Source organism: Dactylosporangium sp. NPDC051485, from assembly GCF_040682015.1.
GTDB lineage: Bacteria > Actinomycetota > Actinomycetes > Mycobacteriales > Micromonosporaceae > Dactylosporangium.
Genome location: NZ_JBFAZW010000091.1, coordinates 19618 through 44620, shown reverse-complemented (window position 1 = coordinate 44620; position 25003 = coordinate 19618). Strand labels below are relative to the sequence as shown.

Below are 25003 nucleotides of genomic sequence, written 5' to 3'. Positions count from 1 at the left end.
CCTGCCTAACGCCATCCCAGCAAACTACCCGAAATAGATCCAAAACGATGGCCGCCACGCCAGTGGCGGCCATCGTTTAACACCAGTCACCTAGCAGTCGCACGACACCGCGTGGCGCGGGGCGGTGAGCTCGTCGGCGGGCCTGCTGTCCCGGCCCGCCGAGGTCTCGAACTCGAAGCCCTCGCGCACCCAGTACTCGTAGCCGCCGAGCATCTCGCGGACCCGGTAGCCGAGCTTCGCGAACTCCAGCGCCGCGCGGGTGGCGCCGTTGCAGCCGGGGCCCCAGCAGTACGTGACGACCGCCGCGCCGGGCGGGATCGCCCCGGCGGCGCGCGCCGCGATGTCGGCCGTGGGCAGGTGCACCGCGCCCGGGATGTGCCCCTGCGCCCACGCCTGCGCGCCGCGCGAGTCGACCACGACGAGGTCCGTCGCCCCGGCGGTCATGGCCGCGTGCACGTCGCTGACGTCGGTCTCGAAGGCGAGGCGGGCGGTGAAGTGCTCGATGGCGTTCGTCGTCATGCGGTCCAGCATGATCCGGCCACGGTACGGCGGGACAGTGGCGAAAACGCCGCTGTCCGCTAACATTTCGCCATGCGCGTCGCCGTCCTCGCCTTCGCGGGGATGTCCCTGTTCGAGACCGGGATCGTCACCGAGGTCTTCGGGCTCCCGCGGCCCGAACTCGACGTCCCGTGGTATCGGCTGCGCATCTGCGTCCCGGGCCGGGCCCCCGTGCCGGTCGTCGGCGGCGCGGTCCTGCACCCCGAGGGCGACCTCACCGACCTGGTCGCCGCCGACACGGTCATCGTCCCCGGGGTGACGAGCGTGCACGCGGACCCGGCCCCGGAGGTGCTCGACGCGCTGCGGGCCGCCCATGCCCGGGGCGCGCGGATCGTGTCCATCTGCTCGGGGGCGTTCGCGCTGGCCGCGGCGGGGCTGCTGGAGGGGCGCCGGGCGACCACGCACTGGCGTTATGCGGACCGATTCCGGGCGCGCTTCCCCGGCGTACCGCTGGATCCCTCGGTCTTGTACATCGCCGAAGGCGACGTCTGGACCAGCGCCGGGAGCGCCGCCGGGATCGACCTGTGCCTCCACGTCGTGCGGACGGACCATGGCGCGGCGATCGCCAACTCGGTCGCCCGGCGGCTGGTGGTGCAGCCGCACCGGGACGGGGGACAGGCGCAGTTCATCGAGGCGCCGGTGCCCGCGGAGGCCTCCGACGATCGGATCGCGGCGTCGCTGAGCTGGGCGCTGGCGCACCTCGCCGAGCCGCTGACGCTGCCGGTGCTGGCGCGGCAGGCGCACATGTCGCCGCGGACGTACCTGCGGCACTTCACGCGGGCGACGGGGACCAGCCCGATCAAGTGGCTGCTGCGCCAGCGGATCCAGGCGAGCCTGGCGCTGCTGGAGACGACCGGCTCGTCGATCGAGCAGATCTCCGCCGCGGTCGGGTTCGACAGCCCGGTGACCTTCCGCCACCACTTCGCGGCGTCGATGAGCACCTCGCCGTCGGCCTACCGCCAGGCGTTCCGCCGCGGGGGCGCCTGAGTCCGGACAGGGCTCGTCAGACCCGTTCGGCCAGGGGGCGGGCGTCCCAGCGCCATGAGGCGCGCACGGCGTGGCCCGGCAGCTCGCCGCGGCCCGTCGCCCAGAGCAGCGCCGGCCACGGCTCGGCGCCCTCCGGCAGGCCGGTGAAGAGCCGGTCCAGCACCTGCCGGCACAGCTCGGCCGGCGGGTTCCATGGCCGCTCGACCGTCCCGGCCACGTCCCAGGCGTGGACCAGCACCTCGAGCACGCCCATCGCGGCGAAGCCCTCCGGGTCGCTCAGGCCGTCCGGGTGCCAGCCGCGACGGGCCGGCGGGGCGGCGTCGACGACCGCGGCGAGCATGGCGCCGCAGGCGTCCAACGCGCGCAGCAGGCCCAGCGTGCCGGCCTTGTGCTCGACGAAGACGGTGCTGTTCGGGCCGCCCTCGCGCAGGGCCCGCCAGGCGAACGGCAGGTACGACTCCTGCGGGGCGTCGGCCGCGGCGATCTGGCCGGCGTAGGCGAAAAGGTCGTCGGCCATGTGTTCCATGGTCTCCCAGCACGACCACGACAGGGTGCCGGCCGGGCGATCCCAGCCGTCGTCGGGCACGTCGCCGAAGGCCGCGCGGACCAGGGCGACCGAGGCCAGCACGTCGGATCCGTTGAGGGTCACGGGACCGACGCTAGCAAAACCGGCGCTAACAAACCGGCCCGGCGTACAACTGCCGGACGACGGCCTCGATGTCGGGCTCCTCGATGGTGAGGTCGTGCACCTGGGCCGAGGCGGCGACCGCGGACAGGATCGCGGCCACCGTGGTCGTGCCAGGGGCGAACGACAGGCGCTGGCGCAGCCCGCCGGCCTCGACCCCGACCAGCCGCGTGCCGGGGACCGCGTCCAGCGGTCCGGCCGGTTCGGCGAGGTCCAGGACCAGGATCCGCTCGGCGCCGACCTGGCGGGCCAGGCCGTCGAGCGTGCCGTCGAAGGCGAGCCGGCCGTGGTCGACGAGCAGGATCCGCTCGGTGAGCTTGCGCACGTCGCCCATGTCGTGGGTGGCCAGCAGCAGGCTGGTCCCGAACGCGGCGCGCTGCTCGACCAGGAACGCCCGCAGCCGCTCCTTGCTCAGCACGTCGAGGCCGATCGTCGGCTCGTCCAGGATCAGCAGTTCGGGCGAGTGCAGCAGGGCGGCCGCGACCTCGCCGCGGATGCGCTGGCCCAGCGACAGCTGGCGCACCGGGGTGTCCAGAAAGGACGCCAGGTCGAGCCGCTGCGACAGCTCGGCCAGGCGCGGGCGGGGATCGAGGCGGTGGATCGCGCCAAGCGCGCGGAACGAGTCGCGCAGCGGGAGGTCCCACCACAGCTGGCTGCGCTGGCCGAAGACCACGCCGATGCGCCGGGCCAGGCGGCGGCGCTGGCGCATGGGGTCCAGTCCGCAGGTGCGCACCGTGCCCGCCGTCGGGCGCAGGATCCCGGTCAGCATCTTGATGGTGGTGGACTTGCCGGCGCCGTTCGCGCCGATGTACCCGACGGCGGCGCCCCGGTCGATGCCGAACGTCAGCCCGTCGACCGCGACGGTGCGTTTGAACACGCGGCGCAGCCCGTCGACCTCGATGATCATGATCCCGTCCCCGCGTAGTGGCGCAGCCCGGACCGCCAGCCCAGCAGCGCAACGGTCCACGCGCCGGCCGCGGCCAGCGGCGTGCACCAGCCGATCCACAGTGGAACTCCCGGCGTCGGCAGCCGCAGCAGCGTGGCCGCCGGCAGGTAGGCGACGAACGCCGACGGCACCACGAACGTGAACAGCGTCCGCAGTGGCGCCGGGTAGATGCCGGCCGGGAACTGCGACGCGTACTGTCCGCCGTAGACGAACGAGGCGGTCGCCTCGGCGCCGTCGACCAGCCAGAACTGCACGGCCGCGGCCGTGGTGAACAGCGCGGCGAAGATGGCCGCGCCGCACAGCACGGTCACGACCAGCAACCCCACGTCCGCCGGGGTCCAGCGGATCCCGATCCGGGCCAGCACCGCCGCGGCCAAGACGGTCCCCGCAGCGGTACGACCCAGTCGTCGCAACGACAGCTCGGCGAACACGAGCTGGGGCAGGACCGGCAGGGGGCGCAGCAGGAAGGCGTCGAAGCGCCCGGAGCGCAGGTACGCCGGCAGCGTGTCGAGGTGGCCGAAGACCAGGTCGGCGAGGCTGAACGACACGTGACCGAGCGCGAAGACCAGCAGGGCGGCCCGGAACGTGAGCCCGCCCAGCGCCGGCACGTTGGCGAACACGACGTACATCTCGCCGACGCCGGTGACGGTCGCGCCGACGCTGGCGAGCAGCTCGATGGCGAACGACCCGCGGTACGTGGTCTGCGCCCGCACGTGCAGCCGGGCCAGCATCAGGTAGGGCTCAGCCACCCTGGACCACCAGCTTCCGGGCGCCCAGCGCGAAGCCGGCCCGGCCCAGCACCAGCAGCCCGGCGAGCCAGAGCGCCTGCACGGCCACGGTCTGCCAGCCGGCCCGGCCCATGAGTACGTCGATCGGGGCCTGCAGCATCGAGGGGAACGGCGTCGCCGCGGCCAGCGCGGCCAGCCAGCCCGGGAACCAGTGCACGGGCACGATCAGGCCGCACAGGATGTTGGCGAGGACGAGGTACAGCGTCATCGGCCCCCGCAGGTCCAGCAGCCAGAACGCGCTCAGGTTGACCAGCCACCGGCAGCCGAACGAGACCGCCGTGCCCAGCGCCACGCTGAGCAGGCCCAGCGCGTAGGTGCCCGGTGTGCGGGGGAGGGACACGCCGGTGACCAGCGCGCCGATCGCCAGCTGGGGCAGGCCGCGGGGCAGCAGGGTGAAAGCGGCCCGGCCGAGGTCGGAGGCGAGGTAGGACAGCATCGGGTCGGCCGGGCGGGCCAGGTCGATCGCGACGTCGCCGGTGCGGATGCGCTCGGCCAGCTCGCTCCAGGTGAACAGGTTGATCGAGGCGATGAGCGCCTGGCCCAGCCACACGTACGTGGCCGCGGTGACCCGGTCGTAGCCGGCGAGGGCGCCGCCGGCCGTGCCGACCACGGCCATGAGCACCGAGGCCCGGATGAGCCCGAAGACGGAGTTGGTGAACGCGCCGGCGACGGCCGCCGTCCGATACGCCGACCAACGGCGGAAGCCCAGCACGAACAGCGTCGCGTACATCGTCGTCGGCTCCCCGGGTGCTCGCGGCGGCCCGGATACGCTATCGGCTCACGCCGCGGCGGTCACCGGAATTTCGCCGGGGCGGCCTCGCCGGCCCGTCGAGGAGGCTCGGCGGGTCCGGCTCGGTTACCCGTGGTGGGAGCGCGAGGGCTTCGGCGGGAGCGGCACCTTCGGCGTGGTCGGCTGCCCTTCCGGGTTGGTCGGCGCGGTGGTGACCGGCTTGCCGGCGGTCTTGGTCGGCTTGGCCGTCGTGGTGCTCCCGCCGTGGTCGCCCAGGTCGGTCGCCATCGGCCAGGACTGGGTCGGCTCGGGCGAGACCGTCGGCGACGGCTCCGTGCTGAGCTGCGACGAGGCCGGGGCGGGCGACTCCGGGTTGGCCACGGCCGGGGTGTCGCCACCGCCGCCGGTGCTCAGGGCCGCCACCACCAGGCCGACGATGAGCAGCAGGGCCAGACCGCCGCTGCCCACCAGTATCTTGGTCCTGCGGTCCATCGAGGCCGGGGCCTCGTCCTCTTCGGGCTCGGGCCGCACCGGCAGGGGCATCTCGCCGGTGTACTCCCCGTAGATGAACCGTGGCAGTCCGTCCCGGGTGACGTCATCCTCGTTCATGGGCCCGCCCTACTTGTCCAGCACGCCGGCGCAGTCGACCGTAATTGGGCGAGGTGACCTCGGCCCGGAACTCGACCGTGCGCTTCGGCCGGTCCTTTCCCGTGACGGGGAGAGCGCGGAGGGTGATGATGCCGGCGACATGGCGTTGCCGGTCCATCACGGCTCGCCGGTCGCTGGGCACGGAGGCATCGTAGACGAACACGAAGGGTTTTCTGCTACCTGGTGCAGTTGTTCGTCATCGTGCTCGTATCGCCCGCGGTGGCCGGGCTGGTCACGTTGAGTGCGAACTGCACGCTGCTCCGATGGCTGTCGATTCTCACCCGGTACGTCGTGCTGTACTTGCCCCCGGCCGCCGTCACGGTCTGGGTCCCGTGCCCGGTGGCCGCGTAGGTGATCGCCGCGTTCGCCGGCGTCGCGGTGATCGTGATCGTCACGTCGATGTCGAGGCCGTTGCCCCCGCAGGGGCCGGTGTACGTCGCCGGGTTCGTGGTGATCTCGGCCGACAGGATCGCCGGCTTCTCGGTGCTCGGGCTCGGGCTGGTCGTCTTCGTCCGGGTCGACCTGGGCGCCGGGCTCTTGACGGAAGGGCTGGGCGAGGTGGACGGGCCGGGCAGGGGCGGCGCGTCGGCCGGCACCGGCGAGGTCGGGTCGTCGGACGGGCTCGAGCTGGGGGAGGCCGAAGCGGCCACGTGCTCGGCCGGCGCGGGGGCGTTCTCGTGGCCGAGGGTTCCGATCGCGACCAGAATGGCCAGCACGCCGGCGCCGACGAGGGCCGCGGTCTTCGGCTCCGACCACCGCCGCTTGCGGGGCGCCTCGGCCGGTGCCGCGGCCCCCGCCGCGGGCTGTTCCTGTGCTGCGGGCGCGGTCGCGGGCTGTGCCTGGGCCGAGGGCGTGCCCGTGGGTGGCGCCTGAGTTGAGGGCGCGGCCGTGGCTGCGGCCCAGGGCGTTGGCTCCGCGGCGGTCGAAGGCTCGGCCGGGGGCGGTGGTCCCACCGGTGGTGTGGACTCGGCCGCAGGGGTTTCGAGCGGCTCGTCGCCGGGCGCCGGATCCGGCAACTGCGATTCGGGCGCGAGATCCGGCGTTTCCGCCGCCGGTGCAGGAGCCGGATCGGAAGGGGAAGGCTCATGCGGTACGGATGCCGGGTCTTGACCTTCGAGTGCGGCCCGTGCCGCCGCCAGCGAGGGCCGGGCCCGCGGATCGCCGTCGGTGAGGGACTTGATCACGGCCGTCAGCGCCGGGTCGTCCGAGTCGGTGGCGAAGGCCAGCGTCGCGCCGAGCGAGAACAGGTCGGCGGCCGGCCCTCCGTCGCCGGTGAGGCGGCGCTCGGGCGCGACGTACGCGGGGTCGCCCAGCGGTACCCCGTCGCCGAGCGTGGCGGCGAGGGCGAAATCCGTGAGCAGCGGCGTGCCGTCGGCGCGGATCATGACGTTGGCCGGCTTCACGTCGCCGTGCACCACTCCGGCGGCGTGGGCGGCCTCCAGGGCGTCGAGCAGCGCCAGGCCCACCGCGCCGGCGTCGGCCGGGGCGAGCGGGCCACCGGTGCGGACCCGGTCGATGAGGGACTCGCCCTCGACCAGCTCCATGATCACCCATGGCAGGCCCTCGTCGATCACCACGTCGAGCACCGGCAGGACGTTCGGGTGCTCGAGCCGCGCTGCGGCGCGGGCCTCGCGGATCGCCCGGGTGGTCAGCGCGGCGCGCTCCTCGCCCTCGAGGGCCTCCGGCAGCCGCACCTCCTTGATCGCGACCATGCGCTGCCGGCGCAGGTCGCGGGCGCGCCACACGATGCCCACCCCGCCCGCGCCGATCGCGTAGTCGAGCCGGTACCGGTCCGCCAGCGTCTTCAAAGATCCCGCCCAATCGGATCGCTCTTCGGTATTGCCCCGCAAAGGGACATCCCAGCACGCCCGCGCCCGGTCTGGTGGTCGGTTGAACGGACGATTCACTCTGCCGTATAGGCTCCCGAAAGTCGAAATCCCTCGATGTGGCGCCTGCTCTGCGGCTGCCGTCGTTGCGCGTCCAACCCGCTGGATCGACGGATATTCCCCGGGCGCCGCGCGACGCCCGGGGAATATGCCCGGATTCAGCGCAGCGCCGGGAAACCGCCCAGCGTCTGCTGCGACGCCTCGGCCTTGACCTGCTCGGCGGCGGCCTGGACCGAGCCGGCTGCGGCCACCCGCTCGACCAGCGCGGCCACCACCTTCGGCGCGGCGAATGAGGTGCCGCTCCACGCCGCCCAGCCCGAGGGGAAGGTCGGGTGGTTGATGAACGTGCTCACCACGTCCTCGCCGGGGGCGAGCAGGGTCACCCACGCGCCCCGGTTGCTCCACGAGCACACGTCGTTGCCGTCGTGCGCGGCCACGGCGAGGACCCGCCCGGCCCACGGGGCGTTGCCGGCCGCGAAGGCCGCCGGCCAGAACGGGCGGTCGTGGATGGCGTCGTTACCCGCCGCCGCGACGACGATCCGGCCCGGCTCGGACAGGAAGGTGCCCAGCGCCGCGGCCAGCACCGCCGGCGGCTGGTCGCCGACGCAGAAGCCGCCGAGCGACAGGTTCAGCACGTCGACGTCGGTGAGCGCGCCGATCGCGGCGGCGAGGTCCGCCTCGGTGCACACCCCGAAGGTGTCCAGGACCTTGACGATGCGGACCTGGGCGGCGTCGGTGCTCTGCACCACCACGCCGGCGATGAAGTTGGCGTGGCCCACGTCAGAGTCGAGCTCGCCGTCGCCGTCGCCGTCGAGCACGGTCTCCCGGTTCTCCGCGGTGGCGGAGTAGCAGCCGGCCGGCAGCGGGCTGTCGACCCACACGCCGGTGTCCATCACGACCACCTTGACGGAGGATGCGCCGGTGGCCGAAGGGGCGAGCTTGGCCGGCGGGGCGTCGGCCGACACCGGCGGACCGTAGGGGCCGCCGTGCTCGTACGGGGTGGACAGGAACACGTGGTTCGGGCCGACCACGGCGCCCGGCAGCTGGGCGCGCAGCTGGCGCACGGCCGTGCTGACGTCCAAGCCCCGGGTCTTGAGCCGGCGCAGGCCGCCGCGCGGCTCGTCCTCCTGGATCTCGCTGGAGCGGTGGCCGAGGCCGGTCAGGGTCCGGTGCGCGGCGGCGGTGCCGTGGTCGGAGACGAGGATCTCATCGGCGACGAACCGCACCGGGCGGCCGGACTGTACTTCGGTGCGCAACCAGGGCAGATTGGACAGGCGCGCGGCGCGGACCTGCTCCCACCGCCGCTGACGATCGTTCGGTACGGACATCGAGTGCTCCCCCAATAAGGATCAACAATGAGGCCGGTGACATGAGTCGCGCTCCGGACCCCGTGATACACATCAGAGCCTTTGGCAGGATGCAACCATGACGGCCGCGTCCGTGCTCCCCGCCGCCGACGAAGACCTGGCGCAGCGGCTGCTCCCGATTGTCATGGCCAACCCCGGCAAGGCCAAGCATCTGGCCGAGGCGGCGCTGCTCGATGCCCGGCGCGACGCCGACCCGGCCTGCGAGGCGGTGGCCCTGCGCGCGCTGGGCCTGGTCGCGCAGGCCCAGCACGACGCGGCCGCCGCGGCGGCCCACCTCAAGGCGTCGATGAGCGTGGCGCGCCGGCACGGCCTGCGGGTGCACGAGGCCGAGGCGCGGATGAGCCATGCGCTGATCCTGGACGACCTCGGCCGGCCCAGCGCCGCGCTCAAGGAGGTCGACCGCGCGGTGGCGGAGCTGCACGGCCCCCGCCGGTCCCGGGCCATCATGCAGCGGGCGCTGATCCTGCGGCGGCTGGGCTTCGACCGGCAGGCGATGGAGTTGTACCGCGGGGCCCTGCGCGCGTTCCGGGAGTCCGGCGACCAGGTGTGGGAGGCCCGCACCCTGACGAACCGGGGTGTTCTGCACGGTTTCCGCGGCAACCTGAAGCAGGCCGAGGTCGACCTGCGGGCCGCGCAGGCGCTCTACAACCGGCTCGGCATGGCCACCGCCGCCGCCCAGGTCGAGCACAATCTTGGCTTCGTCGCGGCGCAGGCGGGCGACGTGCCCACCGCCCTGGCCCGCTACGACCGCGCCCACGACCGGCTCTACAGCACCGGCGTCGCCGCGGTGGGCCTGCTCGACCGGGCCGACCTGCTGCTGTCGGTGCGGCTGCTGCCCGAGGCCGAGACCGCGATCCGGGCCGCCATCGACGCCTGCACCGACGGCCACCTCGACTCGGTGCTCGGCCAGGCCCAGCTCATGCTCGCCCGGCACGGCCTGGCCGCCGGCGCCCCCGCCGAGTCGAGGGCGGCGGCCGCCGCCGCGCGGCGGGAGTTCCAGCGGCAGGGGCGCAGCGTCTGGAGCGCCCGCGCCCGGGTCGCCGAGATCGCCGCCGTGGTCGCCCTCGGCCGGGCCAACCGCGGCACCCTGCGGGAGCTGCGTTCGGTCGCCGCGCACCTGCTCGAGGCCGGATGGCTGCAGCCCGGCTGGGACGCGCTGCTCGACGCCGCCCAGCTGGCCGTCGACCTCGGCGAGCTCTACATCGCCCGCGAGCTGCTCACCGAGGCGGGCGGTGCGGCCAAGCTCGGCCCGGCGCCGCTGCGGGTGCGCTGGTGGCACATCCGGGCCCGGCTGGAGCTGGCCTCCGGGGCGGTTGCCGAGTCCGTCCGGGCCGCCACCTCCGGGCTGCGGCAGGCCGACGCCTACCGGGCCAGCCTCGGCGCCACCGAGCTGCGGGTGCGCGGCAGCGCGGAGACGGCCGCCCTGGCCGGCCTGCGGCTGCGGCTGGCCCTCGTGCACGGCGGGCCGGCCACCGCGCTGAGCTGGGCGCAGCGCTGCCGGGCGGCGGCGCTCACCCTGCCGCCGGCGAAGCCCTCGTCCGACCCGGTCGTGGCCCGGCACCTCACCGAGCTGCGGCGCATCAACGGCGAGCTGGTGGCGGCCCCGACCGGCCAGCAGCGCGCCGGCCGTCTCATGCGCCGGCAGCGGGTGCTGGAGGCCGAGATCCGCCGCCGCTCGTGGCGGGCGCCCGGCTCCGGGCCCAACGCCGTGGAGTTCTCCCTCCCCACGCTTGCGGGGGCCCTCGGCGAGCGGGTGCTGGTCGAGCTGCTGGACCTCGACGGGCGCCTGCACGCGCTGGTGGTGCGGGGGCGCAAGGTCACGCATCGCATCATCGGCGAGATCGACGCCGTGCGGGCCGAGCTGGAGTCGCTGCGGTTCGCCCTGCACAACCAGGTGCTGGGCCACGGGGCGGGCGGCGAGCGGCTCGAGCGGCGGGCCGAGCGGCTCGACCTTCTGCTGATGGGCCCGCTCGCCGACCTGCTCGGCGACGGTCCCCTGGTCCTGGTGCCGACCGGGGCGCTGCACGCGCTGCCCTGGGGCATGCTGCCCCGGCTGCGCGGGCGGTCGCTGTGCGTCGCGCCGTCCGCGACGATCTGGCTGCGCTGCGCCACCGTGCCGGCCGTCGACGGGCAGCTCGTCCTGGTCGGCGCGCCCTCCGCGCAGCAGGCGGCCGACGAGGTCCGCGGGATCGCCGCCGAGCGGCCGGGCGCCGCGGTGCTGGCCGGCGACCAGGCACGGGTGGCACCGGCGCTGGCCGCGCTGGACGGCGCGGCGGTCGGGCACATCGCGTCGCACGGGGAGTTCCGCTCGGACAACCCGCTCTTCTCGTTCCTGATGCTCGCCGACGGGCCGCTCACGGTGTACGACCTGACCGCGCTGCGCCGGCCGCCGGCCCTGCTCGTGCTGTCCGGATGCGACACCGGGCTGGCCGCGGTGCACCCCGGCGACGAGCTGATGGGCCTGGTCGCGGCGCTGCTGAACATGGGGACGGCGACCGTGATCGCGTCCACCGGGCCGGTCGACGACGGGGCCACCCGGCACCTCATGCACGCCTTCTACGGCCACCTGAGCACCGGCCTCGGCCCGGCCGCCGCGCTCGCCGCCGCGCAGGCCTCGGCGGACCAGCGTGACCGCGCGAGCACGGACAGTTTCGTCTGCTTCGGCGCCGGATGATCGCTCTCGGTCTTGCCGCCGCCCGTCCGAGGTGGTCGATGTGCTGCAAGGTGCGGGGCTGTGTCGGTTCGCCACTGCCGAGGCGCCGACTGGGCTGCGGCGCTGTGTTGGTTCGTCGTTGCTGAGGCGCCCGGGGCGCGGCGCTGTGTTGGTTCGTTGCCGCTGAGGCGCCCGGGGTGCGGGGCGTCCGTCGTGTTGGCTCGTTGCTGTTGAGGTCCGTGACTGCCGCCAATCGGACATATGTGAACCGGCGCCCGCGGGCGTGCGTGGCCCGCGGTATGCGCATCCTCTTCAGCGCGTGCCCGCTACCCGGACATATCACCACCATCCTCCCGCTCGCGCTCGCGGCCCGCGCGGCGGGGCACGACGTGGCGGTGGCGACCGGGGCGGGCGTCGTGCCCCAGGTGCGGCGCCACCGCATCGAGGCGTGGGCGGTGGGGCCCGCGCAGTCCGAGCTGGCCGGCGGGGGCACGGCCGCCCAGCGGGCCGCCTTCTTCGCGCACTCGGCCGCCCGGCGGGCCGAGGACCTGGTGCCCCGGGCCGCCCGCTGGGCACCCGATCTCGTCGTATCGGAGACCGCCGAGGTCGCCGGGTCCGTCGCGGCGGCGGTCACGGGCGCCCGCCACGTGGTGCACGGGCTCGGGGTCATGCCGCCGATCGGGGTCTGGGACGCGTACGCGATGCACGTCGACTCCCTCCTCGCCCGCTGGGGCGGCGAAGGATCGGCCGAGGTGGTGCGCGCGGCCACCTACCTGGACGTCTGCCCGCCGGCGCTGCGCCGGGACGGGGAGCGGATCTGGGGCAACTCGCTGGACCTGCGGCCCACGACGGCGCCCGAGGGAGGGGCTCCGGCGGGGATCGGCGACCTGCCGTACCGCGACACGATCTTCGTGCGTCCCGGCACCCCGGGGGACGGCCGCGCAGTGCTGGCGGCGCTGGGCGACCTGCCGGCCAACGTCGTCGTGTCCGCCGATCCGGGGCGCTACGGGCCGCAGCCCGGCCACGTGCTGATCTCGCCGGACGTTTCCCTCGCATCGGTACTCCCGCGAAGCCGCGCCGTCATCTCGCCCGGCGGCCCGGGGATCGCGCTCGCCGCGCTCGCCTACGGCCTCCCGCAGCTGGTGCTCTCCCTGGAGACGGGCCACGCGGAGGCGGGGGAGGACGCGGTCACGCACGCCGGGGCCGCGCTGACGGTCCCCGCGCTCGGACCGCTCGCCATCGAGCGGGCGGTCCGCCGGTGCGTGCCGCGGCTGCTCGAGGACCCGGCGTTCGCCGACTCGGCCGCCTGGGTCCAGGTGGAGATCGCCGCCATGTCCTCGCCCGACGCGATCGTGCGGGCGCTCACCGCCGAGGGGGTACCGGCCCTGCGGTGACGCCATGCGTGCAACCCTCCATTCACCCCTCCATTCACCCCTACATTCACCCCTACATTCACCGTTAAATCGTGAAATGTCCGATAAGTCGCGGCGCGCCAGCGCCCGACTTATCGTGACCAGCGACAGGCTCGGAAAGCACCGTCATCGATGCGCCGAATAGGAGAGCGCTCTCCCAATCGATTCCCTTCAAGGCCTTGACAGTCGCCCTCGCCAAGGAGAACTCTTCAGAGAGCGCTCTCTCACCCGAAGGGCGCTTGTCCTCTCCGCCAAGAGGTCTTGATGCTCGCTGTCCTGAAACGGGCCAGGGTTCTGGCGCCGCTCGTCGTGGCCGGGCTCGTCGCCGGCTACCTCACCGTTACCGCGCTCACCGCCTCCGCGGCCACCCAACTGCTCTCGCAAGGCAAGCCGGCCACCGCGTCGTCGACCGAGAACGCCGGCAGCCCCGCCTCTGCCGCGTTCGACGGCGACGCCGGGACCCGCTGGTCCAGCGCCTTCTCCGACCCCCAGTGGATCCAGGTCGATCTGGGGGCGAGCGCGACGATCAGCCAGGTCCAGCTGCAGTGGGAGACCGCGTACGCGACCGCCTTCCAGATCCAGGTCTCCGCCGACGCGGCCGCCTGGACCACGATCTACTCGACGACCACCGGCACCGGCGGCAACCAGACGCTGAACGTGACCGGGTCGGGTCGTTACGTGCGGCTCTACGGCACGGCACGGGCCACGCAGTACGGCTACTCGCTGTGGGAGTTCCAGGTGTACGGCGACACCGGTACCGGCACCGGCGCCTGCGGCACCACGAACGCGGCCCTGAACAAGACCGCCACGGCGTCGTCGGCGGAGAACGCCGGCACCCCGGCCGCGAGCGCGTTCGACGGCAACGCCGGGACCCGCTGGTCGAGCGCCTTCGCCGATCCACAGTGGATCCAGGTCGACCTGGGCGCGAGCGCGCAGGTCTGCCAGGTGGTGCTGCAGTGGGAGACGGCGTACGCCACGGCCTTCCAGATCCAGCTATCGGCCAACGGCACGACGTGGACCAACGCCTACTCCACGACGACCGGCACGGGCGGCACGCAGACGATCAACGTGAGCGGCACCGCCCGGTACGTGCGGATGAACGGCACGGCGCGGGCGACGGCATACGGCTACTCGCTGTGGGAGTTCGAGGTGCGCGTGATCGGCTCGGTGCCGACCACCGCGCCGCCGACCACGACCCCGCCGGCCGGCTGCCCGTGGGTCGGCTCGACGGCGCCCATCGCGACCCGGGTGAGCCAGCTGCTGAGCCGCATGACGACGGACCAGAAGATCTCGATCCTGCACGGCAACGGGGCTTCGTCGCCGTACATCGGCAACCTGAGCGGCATCCCGTCGCTGTGCATCCCCGACATGGGCTTCCAGGACGGCCCCGGCGGCGTGGGCGACGGCATGGGCGGGGTCACCCAGATGCCCTCGGCCGTGACCTCGGCGGCGACGTTCGACCCGGCGCTGGAGCAGGAGTACGGCGCGGCCGTCGGCTCCGAGTTCGCCGGCAAGGGCGCCAACGTGGCGCTCGGGCCGACGCTGAACATCGTGCGCGACCCGCGCTGGGGGCGGGCGTTCGAGACGTTCAGCGAGGACCCGTACCTCACCGGCCAGATGACCGTGGCGAACGTCCGCGGCATCCAGAGCCAGGGCGTGATGGCCCAGGCCAAGCACGCGGCCGTCTACAACCAGGAGACCAACCGCAACGGGCCGGCCGACAACGCCATCGTCGACACCCGCACGCTGCAGGAGATCTACCTGCCGGGCTTCCAGGCGGCGGTGACCCAGGGCGCGACCGCCTCGATCATGTGCGGCTACTCGACCGTGAACGGCACCTACGACTGCGACCACCCGTACCTGCTCAACACCGCGCTGTACCAGCAGGCCGGCTTCGGCGGGTTCGTCACCTCGGACTGGGGCGCGGCGCACTCGACCGTCCCGGCGGCCAACAACGGCATGACGATGGAGATGCCCGGCGGGTACTTCTACGCCGACTTCCTGCGCCAGGCCGTGGCCAACGGCCAGGTGAGCGCGGCCCAGCTGGACCTGATGGTGACCCGCGTGCTCACCCCGATGTTCGCGTTCGGCCTGTTCGACAAGCCGAAGACCGGCTCGCCGCAGGCGAACGTGAGCACGGCCGCGCACCAGGACGTGGCCCGGCGCGGCGCCGAGGAGGGCACCGTGCTGCTGAAGAACAACGGCATCCTGCCGCTGTCCACGGCCACCACCCACTCGATCGCCGTGCTCGGCGTCGACGGCGGCGCGGGCGTGCAGAGCGTCGGCGGCGGCAGCGCGACGGCCACCAGCTCGGGCACGGTCTGGCCGCTGACCGGCATCCAGAACCGGGTCCAGGGCACGGGGACGACGGTGACGTACAACGACGGCACCAACATCGCCAACGCGGTGGCCCTGGCCCGCTCGTCCGACGTGGCGATCGTCTTCGCCAGCAACAACTACGGCAACGAGGGCTCGGACCAGGCCACGATCGACCTGCCGGGCACCTACAACTCGCTGATCAGCCAGGTCGCGGCGGCCAACCCCCGCACGATCGTGGTGCTGCACACCAACTCGGCCACCACGATGCCGTGGCTGGACCAGGTGGCGGGCGTGTTCGAGGGCTTCTACGCCGGCCAGCAGGTCGGCACGGCCACGGCGGCGCTGCTCTTCGGCGACGCCAACCCGTCGGGCAAGCTGCCGGTCAGCTTCCCGAAGAGCCTGGCCGACGTGCCGGCGCGCACCGCCGCGCAGTGGCCCGGGGCGAACAACCAGGTGCAGTATTCCGAGGGCCTGAAGGTCGGCTACCGCTGGTACGACAGCCAGAACATCGCGCCGCTGTTCCCGTTCGGCTACGGCCTGTCGTACACCAGCTTCGGCTTCAGCAACCTGCAGGTAGGGGCGCTGAACAACGGCAAGGCGACGGTCACCGCGACCGTCACCAACACCGGCAGCCGGGCCGGCACCGAGGTCGTGCAGCTGTACGTCGGGGCGCCGGCGGCGGTGGGCGAGCCCCCGCGGTCGCTCAAGGGCTTCCAGCGGGTGACCCTCAACCCGGGCGCCTCGACCACGGTCACGTTCTCGGTGACGCAGAAGGACCTGGCGTACTGGAACACCGCGAGCGACGCGTGGACGACTGCGGCCGGGACGTACCAGATCTCGGTCGGCAACTCCTCGCGCAACCTGCCGCTGACCGGGAGCCTGGCCGTCACCGCGGCGACCGTGCCCGCCAACCTGCTGCCCAACCCGTACGGCATGAGCAGCCCGGTCGGCAAGGCGGTCAACTGGGCCTTCGGCGCGGCCGGGGCCACCTACACCGCCACGGGCCTGCCCGCCGGCCTGTCGATCAGCTCCGCTGGCGTCATCACGGGATCGGCGACGACGGCCGGAACGTCGACCGTGACGGTCACCGCGAGCACCGGGGCAACGGCCACCTTCGTGTGGACGACCACCCCGTAGAAAAGACCCCCTGAGGGCGGGGGAGGCGGGCCGCGCACACCAATTGGCGGAGTGCGCGGCCCGCTCTTTGTTGGAAAACCGGTTAGCGGTACTGCGCCTGGCGGCCGCCCAGCGCCTGGCCGAAGCGCGGGTCGTCCTTGGCGATCTCGACGAAGTTGCCGTCCTGCGAGACGAAGGCGCCGGAGACCGCCTGGGCGCCGCCGCGGGCCGCGAAGACGATGCCGACCACGAGCGCGACGAGCCCGACGAGGAACAGCAGCGGGCCGGCGCTGCCGTCGATGGTCGCGATGCCCACGACGATCAGCAGCAGGCCGAGGCCGAGCACGCCCAGGCCGATGCCCAGGTTGCGCGAGCGGGCCGCCTTGCACTGCTCGCACCACGGCCATGCCGCCGCGTGCACGGTCTTGCGCAGGGCCATGACCACGATCAGGTACACGATGCCGCCCAGCAGGATCAGCACGGCCGCCCACGACGGGGGCTTGGAGATGAGCCGCAGCTTCTTCATCTCCAGTGCGTGCTCGCCGTGGCGAGGGCAGACGGGCGGCAGGTGACCGGCCGCGACCTGCCCTGCGGGAATTCGGATCATGTTGAGGGACTCCCCGTCGACAAAGTTGACTGTGACGGGCGAGGGTCTCACGGCTGTCAAGGCCTTGACGTCCCTCGATCGGTCAGAGCAGGGTGGCCCGGTCGGCCGCCTCCCGGCCGGACTCCCAGCCCTCGCGGCTGTCGACCCGGCTCCCGCGCCCGCGCACCGTGCGCGGGAAGACCTTCGCCATGGTCTCGCGCACCTGCTCGTCGCGGGAACGCAGCACCGGCAGCAGGTCCGCCGCCTCGGGAGCGGCCTCGATGGCCGCCTCCGCCACCCGGGCCAGCCGCTCGCCGATGCGCACCGCGTAGGCGACCAGGAACGACTGGCGGAACGCCTTGAGCCGGGCCCGGCCGGCCTTGCCCCCGGGCGGCTCCGACTTCGCCATGGCCCGGTTCGCCTGCACCAGCAGCGAGGTGTACAGCAGGTCGACCGCGTCGATGTCCGCATCGAACCCGAACACGGTGGTGAACCCGTGGTCCGGCGACCACACGGTGTGGCAGCGGTTGGCCTCGGCGACGGCGCTGAGCAGCGACGCCTTCTCGCCCTCGTAGGGGTGGTCGACCCCGATGCGGCGGGCGAAGGGCACCACGGTCGCGTCCGGGCCGCCCCGGCCGGCCACCAGGGCCTCGTCGATCGAGTGGCGGGCGATGAGCTCCTGCGCCTTGGCCGTGTACGTCTCGGCCTCCGCCGGGTAGGAGGTCGACTCGGCCTTGGCCAGCAGCGCCCGCACCCGGTCGAGCAGCCGCACGTCGACGTGGGCGGCGCTCACCCGCCGGGGCGCGCTGCCCGGCGGCGGGACCAGCACCTCGATGGGCGGCAGCTCGGCGAGTACCCGCAGCAGCCCGAGCAGGTCGTCGATGGCCGAGATCCGGTCGTGGCGGTGCCGGGTGGCGAGCTCGGTGACGTACCGCTCGTCGGCGCCCCACCAGACCGCCGCGCCCAGCTCGTCGGCCTGGGCCAGCCAGCGCTCGTCGACGCCCTTGCGGGGAAAGCCGCGCAGGTGGGCCGCGACCGCGTCGACCAGGGCCCGGCCGAGCAGCGGCCGGTCGGTCCCGCCCCGGCGGACCACGACCCGGTGCAGCTCCACCGGCTGCCAGCCGCCCCGCAACAGCCGCCCGGCGGCCTCGGCGAGCGCGGCGAACAGCGCCGGGTCGACGTCCGCGGCCGGCGCGACGGCGAGGCGGTCGAGGCCGCCCTCGTAGTCCACCGCCCCATGGACCAGGGCGTCGATCTGGGATTTCACGGCACCAAGGCTACTTGGCCAATTCGGCGGGCTCGTAGGCGTACAGCTGGCCCTGACCGGCTAGGCCTGCGACCTGCAGCGGTTCGTTCGGGCCCGGCCGAGCTGGTAGAAAGGGCATCGTGAAGATCGTGCTCGCCGGCGGCACCGGGGCCCTCGGACGCCGGATCGCGGCCGATCTGGCCGATCGCGGCGACGACGTCGTCATCCTCACCCGCCGGGTCCGCGACGAGGTGCCCTTCCGCCAGATCCTCTGGGACGGCGCCACGGTCGAGGACTGGGCCGAGGAGCTGTCCGGCGCCGCCGTGATCAACCTCGCCGGCGAGCTGGTGGACCGCCGCCCGACCCGGGCCAACGTCGAGCTCCTGCGCGACTCCCGGGTCCGCCCCACCTGCGCCCTGGTCGAGGCGGCGGCCGTGCTGGCCGAGCCGCCGCTGGTCTGGCTGCAGGCGAGCACCCTGGCCATCTACGGCGACGCCGGCGAGCCGGAGCTGGACGAGACGGCCCCGGTGGCCGACGGCCCGGTGCAGATGGCGGGCGTGGCCCGGGCCTGGGAGTCGGCCGCCGCGCTGGCCGAGGCGGCCACCTTCCACCGCGCGATCGTCCACGAGACCCGCCAGGTCATGCTGCGCATGGGCATCGTGCTGGAGCGCGGCGCCCCGGCCCTGGACCGCCTCACCGGCCTGGTGCGGTGGGGCCTGGGCGGCCGGGTCGGCTCCGGCCGGCAGTGGGTGAGCTGGATTCACGTCGAGGACCTCCTCGCCGCCGTGCGCCACCTGCTCGACGACGCGTCGCTGTCCGGCGTCGTCCACGTCACCGGCCCTAACCCGGTGCGCAACGCCGAGCTGATGGCCGCCCTGCGCGCGATCCTGCGCCGCCCGCCGGTCCCGCCCATGCCGGCCTGGCTGGTCCGGGCCGGCGCGGTGGCGCTGCGCACCGACCCGGCGCTGGCCCTGACCGGCCGCCGCGGGGTCCCGCGGCGCCTGCTCGACGCCGGCTTCGAGTTCGCCCATCCCGACCTCGTCCCGGCGCTGCGGCACCTCCTGCTCGCGCCTTGAGCGGCAGCACCCGTCCGGGCCGAGGCATCATCCCGTGATGATCGCCGGGCAACCCCTTGCACGGGTGCGTACGATCGGCGGCGTGGCGCTGCCGATCATCGATCTCGACGAACGGGCACGGCTATGAGTGCCCCGTCGCCGCTGGACCTGTGCGTCGAGGCGCTGGCCACCGGCCGGGTGCAGGGACTCAGCGCCGACGCGCCGATCCACGCCCTGGCCGCGACCCTCGGCGCCGACTTCGCCGTGCACTCCTCCGGCGACGCCATGTACCGCGACTTCGGCACCGTCGAGTGCCACTACGAGCGCCTGGGCCCCGACGAGCCGTGGCAGGGCCGGTTCCTGGTGGTCCGGGCCGACCGGCTGCCGGCCCCGGTCCGCCTCGACGACCTGCGGGAGGAGCTGCGCCGGGTCGGTCAGAGCCTCCAGCCGCTGCCCGCCGGCCGGCACGGCGCCCCCGACACGCTGCGGGCGCCCGTCACGGGCGCGACGGCCACCGCCGAGGACGGCGTCGTGGTGGCGATCGCCGCCCCGGTCTGGCCGGTGCCGGACTCCCCGGCGCTGCCCGAGGCCCGGTGGCGGGCCGTCTGCGACAGCCTCGGCGAGCTGCTGCCGCTGACGCGCACGGAGCGGGCGGAGTGGCTGGCCGACCGGGTGCCCGACAGCGCCGAGGCCGCCGAGTGGTGGGTGGCGCTGCTGCACCCGCTCCCGGCGCTGCGGTTCCGGGACCCGCAGCGGGCGGTGGAGTGGGCCGGGCTGGAGATCTGGCTGCTGGACCGGGCGGCCGACGCGGGCGCCTGGTCGCGCGACGAGTGGGTGTGGCGGTGGATGTGGTTCGTCCGCAGCCTCACCCAGCGGGCCGCGGCCAAGCACGCCGCCGACCTGACCCGGATCAGCCTGGCGGCGCTGCCGATGACGGTGGCCCAGCTGTACGGGCTGCCGCCGGACTGGCGGGCCCTGAGCGTGCCCGACCTGAAGCGGGCGCGCACCGCCCGGGCCCTGCTCTCGGTGGCCACCGCCTACGGGGCCCGGGTGATGGGCTAGGCCGGGCGGCTGCGCTACCGCAGCTGGCTCCTGACGTCCCACATCCAGACGCCGCCGACGCCCTTGGCCGGGCCGAACAGGGTGGTCATGGTGTCCCGGGCGGGGATCCACGCCGGGACGGCCGGGACGATGACGAGCGACGTGTGCCAGTACCGCAGGTCGGCCCTCGCCTGCGCCTTCTCCTGCTCGCCGATCGGCGGCACCTTCTGCTGGTACATGACGTAGGTGAACAGGTCGTCGGTCGGGCGGGGGGCCGGGCCGACGGTCGCGTGGTGGCCCTTGACGCCCCCCTCCGGGCCGAGGAAGTACCCGTGCGACAGCGGCATCCGCTCGCCGGTCGCCGCCGCCCAGGCCATGCCGTCGTACCAGTCCCACTGCGGCAGCGGCATGACCAGCACCGTCTGGCCGGGCCCGACGTACTGCTTCCACGTCCCCGCCGTGATGAAGCTCGGCGTCGGGGGGCGGCTGACCACCTTGAGCGTCCCGGGTGCGGCCGGCACCAGCGCCACGGCCACCAGGCCGGAGATCAGCGCCCGTCGGTTGCGGCCGCTCAGCCCGGGGATCTCGGACAGCCGCTGGATGCCGATGCCCACCAGCAGCACGACCGCCCACTGGGTGACCTGCCCGAAGCGGGTCGGTAGCACAGTGTCGAACAGGGGCAGCTCGTTGAGCAGGCCGAAGGGGCCCTTGATGCCGGTGTCGACGCCGTCGTACTGCAGCGGCGAGCCCATCGCCAGCACGGCGAACCCGAGCCCGGTGACGGCCAGGCAGCGCACCCGCACGTCCCGCCACTGCCACCAGACCAGCACGATGAGCAGGATGACCAGCGACCAGCCGAAGTAGCCATGCTCCTCGGCGCCGAGGCCGAACGGTGACGGCGTGTTGAAGCGGCGCAGACGCTCGGCGATGCTGTTGCTGCCGTACGTCGTCAGCCCGAGCATGTCCATGCGGAACTTGGTCATCGTCGGCTCGCCGCCGTGGTAGCTGCCCGGCCCGAAGAACTGGTAGGAGAGCGGGTAGGCCAGGACCGCGCCGGCCGCGCCGGCGGTCACCGCCAGCCCGGCGACGAGCGGCCTGACGGTGGCCCGGATCACCGCGCGCCGCTGCAGGCCGTAGAGCGCCATGAAGGACACCATGCCCAGGGCGGCCAGGAACAGGGTCTCCTCGTTGACGAACGCCTGGTACACGACCACGGCCGCCAGCAGCAGCCCGTTGCGCACCGGGCGGCCTTCCAGCAGCTTGCAGGAGCGCCAGATCAGTAGCGGTACGGCGAACTGCGCGGCCAGGTTCGGGTGGTAGGAGATGTGCGAGGCGACCGCGGGCGCGAACCCCCCGACGAGCCCGCCCACCCACGCCGCCGTCCGGTTGGTCACCAGGTGGCGGGAGAGCAGCCAGTACCAGGACGTCGCGGTGGCCACGACGGCCAGGACCATCAGCACGTCGAAGCTCGCCTGCGCGCCGAACATCAGGGTGACGGGCGCCATCGGGATGCCCAGCCCGAGCGCGCTCGTGTTGGCCATCGCGTTGACGCCGAACGGCGCGTTGAGGTTCGCGATGAAGAGCGGGTTGCCGCCGTGCGTGACGAAGTGGGCCGCGTGCGCCAGGAACAGTTCGGCCTGGGCCCGGTCGCCCGCTTGGATCGGTACCGAGTCGCCGTGGCCGATCAGCAGCGGCGCGACGATGAACAGCATGAGCAGCAGGTACGAGGCGACCGGAAGTAGGTCGGCACGCCGGACCCACCGGCGCCTCGCGGCGTCGGTGACGTCCGCATTACCCTGCGTATTTGCGCCCCGCTGCTCCGCCATCCCGGCGGGCCGCAGCGCCATAACGCGACCACCGGTCGACATTGCGTGAACGTATCAACGCTGTCGCCCGGTTTCCCCCGATCTGGGGTGAGATGGGGGGCGAATTCTTATGCCGGATTCGCCCTGTTCAGGTGTCGGTATCAGTCACCCATGGCGCCTATGGCGTCGGCCGGCGTGGCGTTCGGCGATGCGCTGGGCGCGGCCGAGGTGGGCATTGCGTCCCACGGATCGGACGTCACCGTCCCGGCCGGCCGCGCCCGCAGTGACGCGGATCGCTAACAACCGGACAGCACTCCTGGCAGGAAGAAGCTATGCTGCCCCGGGTCTTCCGCGTGCCGAGGAGCGTTTCATGTCTGACCCGTACGCACCACAACCCCCTCAGGACCCCTACGGCCAGCCGTCCTACGGCCAGCAGCCGCCGCCATATGGCCAGCCCCCGTCGTACGGTCAGCCTTCATACGGCCAGCCCTCGTACGGTAATGACCCCGGCTACGGCGGCCAGCCCGGTTACGGCGGCCAGCCCGGCTACGGCGCTCAGCCCGGTTACGGCAACGACCCTGGCTACGGCGCTCAGCCCGGCTATGGCAACGACCCCGGCTACGGCGCTCAGCCCGGCTACGGCCAGCCCGACCCCGGTTACGGCCAGCAGCCGGCCTACGGCCAGCCGACGTCCGCGGTCCCGGCCTCCGGCGGCGGCTACGGCCAGCCCGACCCCGGCTACCCCGCGTGGGGCGGCGCCGCCCCGACCCCGCCGCCGCGCAAGCGCACCGGCCTGGTCCTGAGCCTCGTCTTCGGCGCCCTGGCCCTGGTGCTGTGCGGCGGCATCGGCGTGGCCGCCTGGGTGTACTCGTCCAACGACGACAAGACGCCCGAGGCGACCTCCTCCTCGGCCCCGACCACCACCGCCAGCGGCAGCACCAAGGCCCCGACCGGCGGCGCCAAGACCCCGACGGCGGGCGGCGGCCCGAAGGTGAAGCTCAACGCCCCCGCGACCATCAGCACCTGGAAGAAGCAGGCCAACCAGGACCAGGCCCAGGCCATGGCCAAGCAGCTCTCGGCCGCCGGCATCGACAACCCGTTCGCCGCGCAGTACCAGGACTCGGCCAAGACCAGCCGCACCGCCATCGTGTGGGGCGGCACCGGCTCGATCTTCAGCGTGGGCGGCGCCGACAAGCAGCTGGACTCCTTCTTCAAGAGCGCCTTCCAGTCGCTGAACAGCACCGGCAGCGCCCCGATCGACGTCGCCCCGGGCTCGCTGGGCGGCAAGGCCCAGTGCGAGAAGACCGACTCCTCCTCGGGCGTGACCATCTCCATCTGCGCCTGGGTCGGCAACGACGCCCTCCTGGCGTTCATGTTCAGCCAGATGGAACCGGACGCCGCCGGCACCCAGGTCAAGGTGATGCTCCCAGCCATCGCCACCGCGGCCTGACACCTTGCTCGAAGCCGCCCGCGCCCCCGACGGGGACGCGGGCGGCTTCATGCGTGCTGATCCTTCCGCGTAACGGTCGCGACCCGCACAAGGTCGGCGCAGCCCTAGGCGTCATCCGGGGACGATGCCGGCCCGCCTTCGGGTACACCTCACAGGGACAGGCGCATTCGTCCGGTGAACGGCATGCTGGGCGACATGGCAACGACGACGAGGAACGAGTTGGGCGAGTTCCTTCGGAGCCGGCGAGAGCGGCTCTCGCCGGAACAGGCCGGCTTGTCCTTGGGCATGACGATCCGTCGCGTACCGGGCCTGCGGCGGGAGGAACTTGCTCAGCTCGCCGGTGTGAGCGCCGGCTACTACACGCGCCTGGAGCAAGGCGCGAGCCACGCGGCTTCACCCGCGGTGCTCGACGCGCTCGCGGCGGCGCTGCAACTCGATGACGCCGAGCACAAGCACCTGCGAGCACTGGCCGCGCCGCCACGACGGGCCCGCCGTCGCGCGCGGCGCAGCGTGCTACGGCCAGCGATTGGGGACTTGCTCGACACGTTCGACGACGTGGCGGCGGTCGTCATCGACCATCGCACCGACGTGATCGGGTGGAATCGGCTCGGCCACGCGCTGTTGGCCGGTCACCTGGACCCGCGAGCACCAGAGGAACCCGTCCGGCCGAACATCGCCCGGCTGCTGTTCCTCGACTCCCACCATCGTGCCCTGTACCGGGACTGGCGCGCCAAGGCGCTGATGACCGTATCCGCGCTGCACCAAGAGGCGGCTCGGCACCCGGACGACGTGGGACTTGAGCATCTGGTGGGAGAACTCACCGTCGCCAGCAGTGAGTTCGCCGCGATGTGGTCACAGCGCCCGATACGGGTCTGCGCCTCCGCGGTACGCGAGCTCGACCACCCCGAGGTCGGCCGTATGCGGCTGACCAACGAAACGCTCTCGCTCCCCGACGATGACCAGCAGTTGGGGCTGTTCCACGCGCGGCGAGGGACACCGGATCACGAAGCGCTCATCCTGCTGGCATCGCTGGCCGGGCAGCGCGCCGCGGTCGAGTCCACCGCCCCCGCCGAGATGCGGACGCACGCATGAAGGTCGTGGTCGTCGGCGGCGAGGGCACGATCGGCCGCCGCCTGGTCCCCGCGCTGCGCGAGCACGGCCACGTCGTCATCACGGCCGGCCGGACCTCGGGCGATGTCCATGTAGACCTGACCTCGCGCAGGTCGATCGAGAAGATGTACCGAGAGGTCGCCGCGGTCGATGCTGTCGTCAGCGTGGCGGCCCACGGCGCACTGGACGACTTCGCCACCCTGACGCGCGACGACCTGATCGCGAACATGCAGGGCAAGCTGTTCGGCCAGGTCGACCTCGTGCTCATCGGCCAGCGCCACGCCTCGGACGGCGCGTCCTTCACGTTGACCTCCGGAATCTTCGCGGACCAGGCCTGGCCGGGCGTAACCGGCGGCGCGATGATCAGTGGCGCTCTGCATGCGTTCGTCCTCTCCGCGGCAGTCGAGCTGCCCCGCGGGATGCGGGTCAACGCCGTGAGCCCGACGATGATCGGCGACTCCGTCGAAACGTTCTCCGAACACTTCCCAGGGATGCGGGCGGTCCCGATGGACTCCCTCCTCGCCGACTATCTCGCGTGCATCCATGGCCAGCAGACGGGCGAGGTCATCCGCGCCTACGGTTGACGAAGCCCATCGACGGCCGACCCTGGGAAAC

At 73.3% G+C, this 25003-nt stretch carries 21 protein-coding genes; 10 read left to right on the top strand and 11 right to left on the bottom strand.

Annotated features, from left to right (window positions below; genetic code table 11):
- Positions 1-90: 90 nt before the first annotated feature.
- On the bottom strand, positions 91-519 hold the full coding sequence (locus AB0M46_RS38025) for a rhodanese-like domain-containing protein (protein WP_363344359.1): 429 nt from the start codon (positions 517-519) through the stop codon (positions 91-93).
- 72 nt (positions 520-591) lie between these two features.
- On the opposite strand from AB0M46_RS38025, the gene AB0M46_RS38020 reads away from it, so the two are divergent.
- The gene (locus tag AB0M46_RS38020; protein WP_363344357.1) at positions 592-1545 is read left to right on the top strand and encodes a helix-turn-helix domain-containing protein; all 954 of its coding nucleotides are present in this window, start codon (positions 592-594) and stop codon (positions 1543-1545) included.
- 16 nt (positions 1546-1561) lie between these two features.
- On the opposite strand, the gene AB0M46_RS38015 is transcribed toward AB0M46_RS38020, so the two are convergent.
- The 7 genes from AB0M46_RS38015 to AB0M46_RS37985 form a co-directional block, all read right to left on the bottom strand.
- Positions 1562-2194, bottom strand: a complete 633-nt coding sequence (locus AB0M46_RS38015; protein ID WP_363344355.1) for a maleylpyruvate isomerase N-terminal domain-containing protein — start codon at positions 2192-2194, stop codon at positions 1562-1564.
- A 25-nt stretch (positions 2195-2219) separates the two neighbouring features.
- Positions 2220-3137 carry an ATP-binding cassette domain-containing protein gene (locus AB0M46_RS38010; RefSeq protein WP_363344353.1) on the bottom strand — a complete coding sequence of 306 codons (918 nt, stop codon included), beginning with the start codon at positions 3135-3137 and terminating at the stop codon, positions 2220-2222.
- Entirely contained in the window at positions 3134-3925 is a 792-nt protein-coding gene (locus tag AB0M46_RS38005) for an ABC-2 family transporter protein (RefSeq protein ID WP_363344351.1), read from the bottom strand. Before AB0M46_RS38005 ends, AB0M46_RS38010 begins: the two co-directional genes overlap by 4 nt.
- Positions 3918-4694, bottom strand: a complete 777-nt coding sequence (locus AB0M46_RS38000) for an ABC-2 family transporter protein (RefSeq protein ID WP_363344349.1) — start codon at positions 4692-4694, stop codon at positions 3918-3920. Before AB0M46_RS38000 ends, AB0M46_RS38005 begins: the two co-directional genes overlap by 8 nt.
- Positions 4695-4820: 126 nt before the next feature.
- Entirely contained in the window at positions 4821-5303 is a 483-nt protein-coding gene (locus AB0M46_RS37995) for a hypothetical protein (protein ID WP_363344347.1), read from the bottom strand.
- Positions 5304-5518: 215 nt separating this feature from the next.
- Positions 5519-7150, bottom strand: coding sequence for a serine/threonine-protein kinase (locus AB0M46_RS37990; protein ID WP_363344345.1), 1632 nt, complete (start codon positions 7148-7150; stop codon positions 5519-5521).
- 236 nt (positions 7151-7386) lie between these two features.
- Complete coding sequence (locus AB0M46_RS37985; RefSeq protein ID WP_363344343.1) at positions 7387-8556, bottom strand: S8/S53 family peptidase; 1170 nt, start codon at positions 8554-8556, stop codon at positions 7387-7389.
- 97 nt (positions 8557-8653) lie between these two features.
- On the opposite strand from AB0M46_RS37985, the gene AB0M46_RS37980 reads away from it, so the two are divergent.
- The 3 genes from AB0M46_RS37980 to AB0M46_RS37970 all read left to right on the top strand — a co-directional run bounded on the left by AB0M46_RS37980 (position 8654) and on the right by AB0M46_RS37970 (position 16116).
- Positions 8654-11269: a CHAT domain-containing protein gene (locus tag AB0M46_RS37980; protein WP_363344341.1), complete on the top strand. Its 2616-nt coding sequence runs from the start codon at positions 8654-8656 to the stop codon at positions 11267-11269.
- Positions 11270-11547: 278 nt separating this feature from the next.
- A complete protein-coding gene (locus AB0M46_RS37975) occupies positions 11548-12642 on the top strand; it encodes a nucleotide disphospho-sugar-binding domain-containing protein (protein ID WP_363344339.1) in 1095 nt (364 codons plus the stop codon).
- 282 nt (positions 12643-12924) lie between these two features.
- A complete protein-coding gene (locus AB0M46_RS37970; protein ID WP_363344337.1) occupies positions 12925-16116 on the top strand; it encodes a glycoside hydrolase family 3 C-terminal domain-containing protein in 3192 nt (1063 codons plus the stop codon).
- Between the two features lie 82 nt (positions 16117-16198).
- Here the strand turns inward: AB0M46_RS37970 and AB0M46_RS37965 are convergent, their stop codons facing one another.
- Complete coding sequence (locus tag AB0M46_RS37965) at positions 16199-16702, bottom strand: hypothetical protein (protein WP_363344335.1); 504 nt, start codon at positions 16700-16702, stop codon at positions 16199-16201.
- An 82-nt stretch (positions 16703-16784) separates the two neighbouring features.
- Positions 16785-17948 (bottom strand): DUF2786 domain-containing protein, encoded by a 1164-nt coding sequence (locus AB0M46_RS37960; protein WP_363344333.1) that lies wholly within the window; start codon positions 17946-17948, stop codon positions 16785-16787.
- Between the two features lie 119 nt (positions 17949-18067).
- On the opposite strand from AB0M46_RS37960, the gene AB0M46_RS37955 reads away from it, so the two are divergent.
- Together AB0M46_RS37955 and AB0M46_RS37950 are read left to right on the top strand one after the other, a co-directional pair.
- Positions 18068-19003, top strand: coding sequence for a TIGR01777 family oxidoreductase (locus AB0M46_RS37955; protein ID WP_363344331.1), 936 nt, complete (start codon positions 18068-18070; stop codon positions 19001-19003).
- A 123-nt stretch (positions 19004-19126) separates the two neighbouring features.
- Entirely contained in the window at positions 19127-20044 is a 918-nt protein-coding gene (locus AB0M46_RS37950; RefSeq protein WP_363344329.1) for a hypothetical protein, read from the top strand.
- Positions 20045-20058: 14 nt separating this feature from the next.
- On the opposite strand, the gene AB0M46_RS37945 is transcribed toward AB0M46_RS37950, so the two are convergent.
- Positions 20059-21891: a hypothetical protein gene (locus AB0M46_RS37945; RefSeq protein WP_363344327.1), complete on the bottom strand. Its 1833-nt coding sequence runs from the start codon at positions 21889-21891 to the stop codon at positions 20059-20061.
- 108 nt (positions 21892-21999) lie between these two features.
- Between AB0M46_RS37945 and AB0M46_RS37940 the strand changes: the two genes are divergently transcribed.
- From AB0M46_RS37940 to AB0M46_RS37925, 4 genes are all read left to right on the top strand, one after another.
- The gene (locus tag AB0M46_RS37940) at positions 22000-22128 is read left to right on the top strand and encodes a hypothetical protein (protein WP_363344325.1); all 129 of its coding nucleotides are present in this window, start codon (positions 22000-22002) and stop codon (positions 22126-22128) included.
- Positions 22129-22198: 70 nt separating this feature from the next.
- Positions 22199-23278, top strand: coding sequence for a hypothetical protein (locus AB0M46_RS37935; protein ID WP_363344323.1), 1080 nt, complete (start codon positions 22199-22201; stop codon positions 23276-23278).
- Positions 23279-23461: 183 nt separating this feature from the next.
- Positions 23462-24370: a helix-turn-helix transcriptional regulator gene (locus tag AB0M46_RS37930; RefSeq protein ID WP_363344363.1), complete on the top strand. Its 909-nt coding sequence runs from the start codon at positions 23462-23464 to the stop codon at positions 24368-24370.
- Positions 24367-24972, top strand: coding sequence for a short chain dehydrogenase (locus tag AB0M46_RS37925; protein ID WP_363344321.1), 606 nt, complete (start codon positions 24367-24369; stop codon positions 24970-24972). Before AB0M46_RS37930 ends, AB0M46_RS37925 begins: the two co-directional genes overlap by 4 nt.
- Positions 24973-25003: the final 31 nt, after the last annotated feature.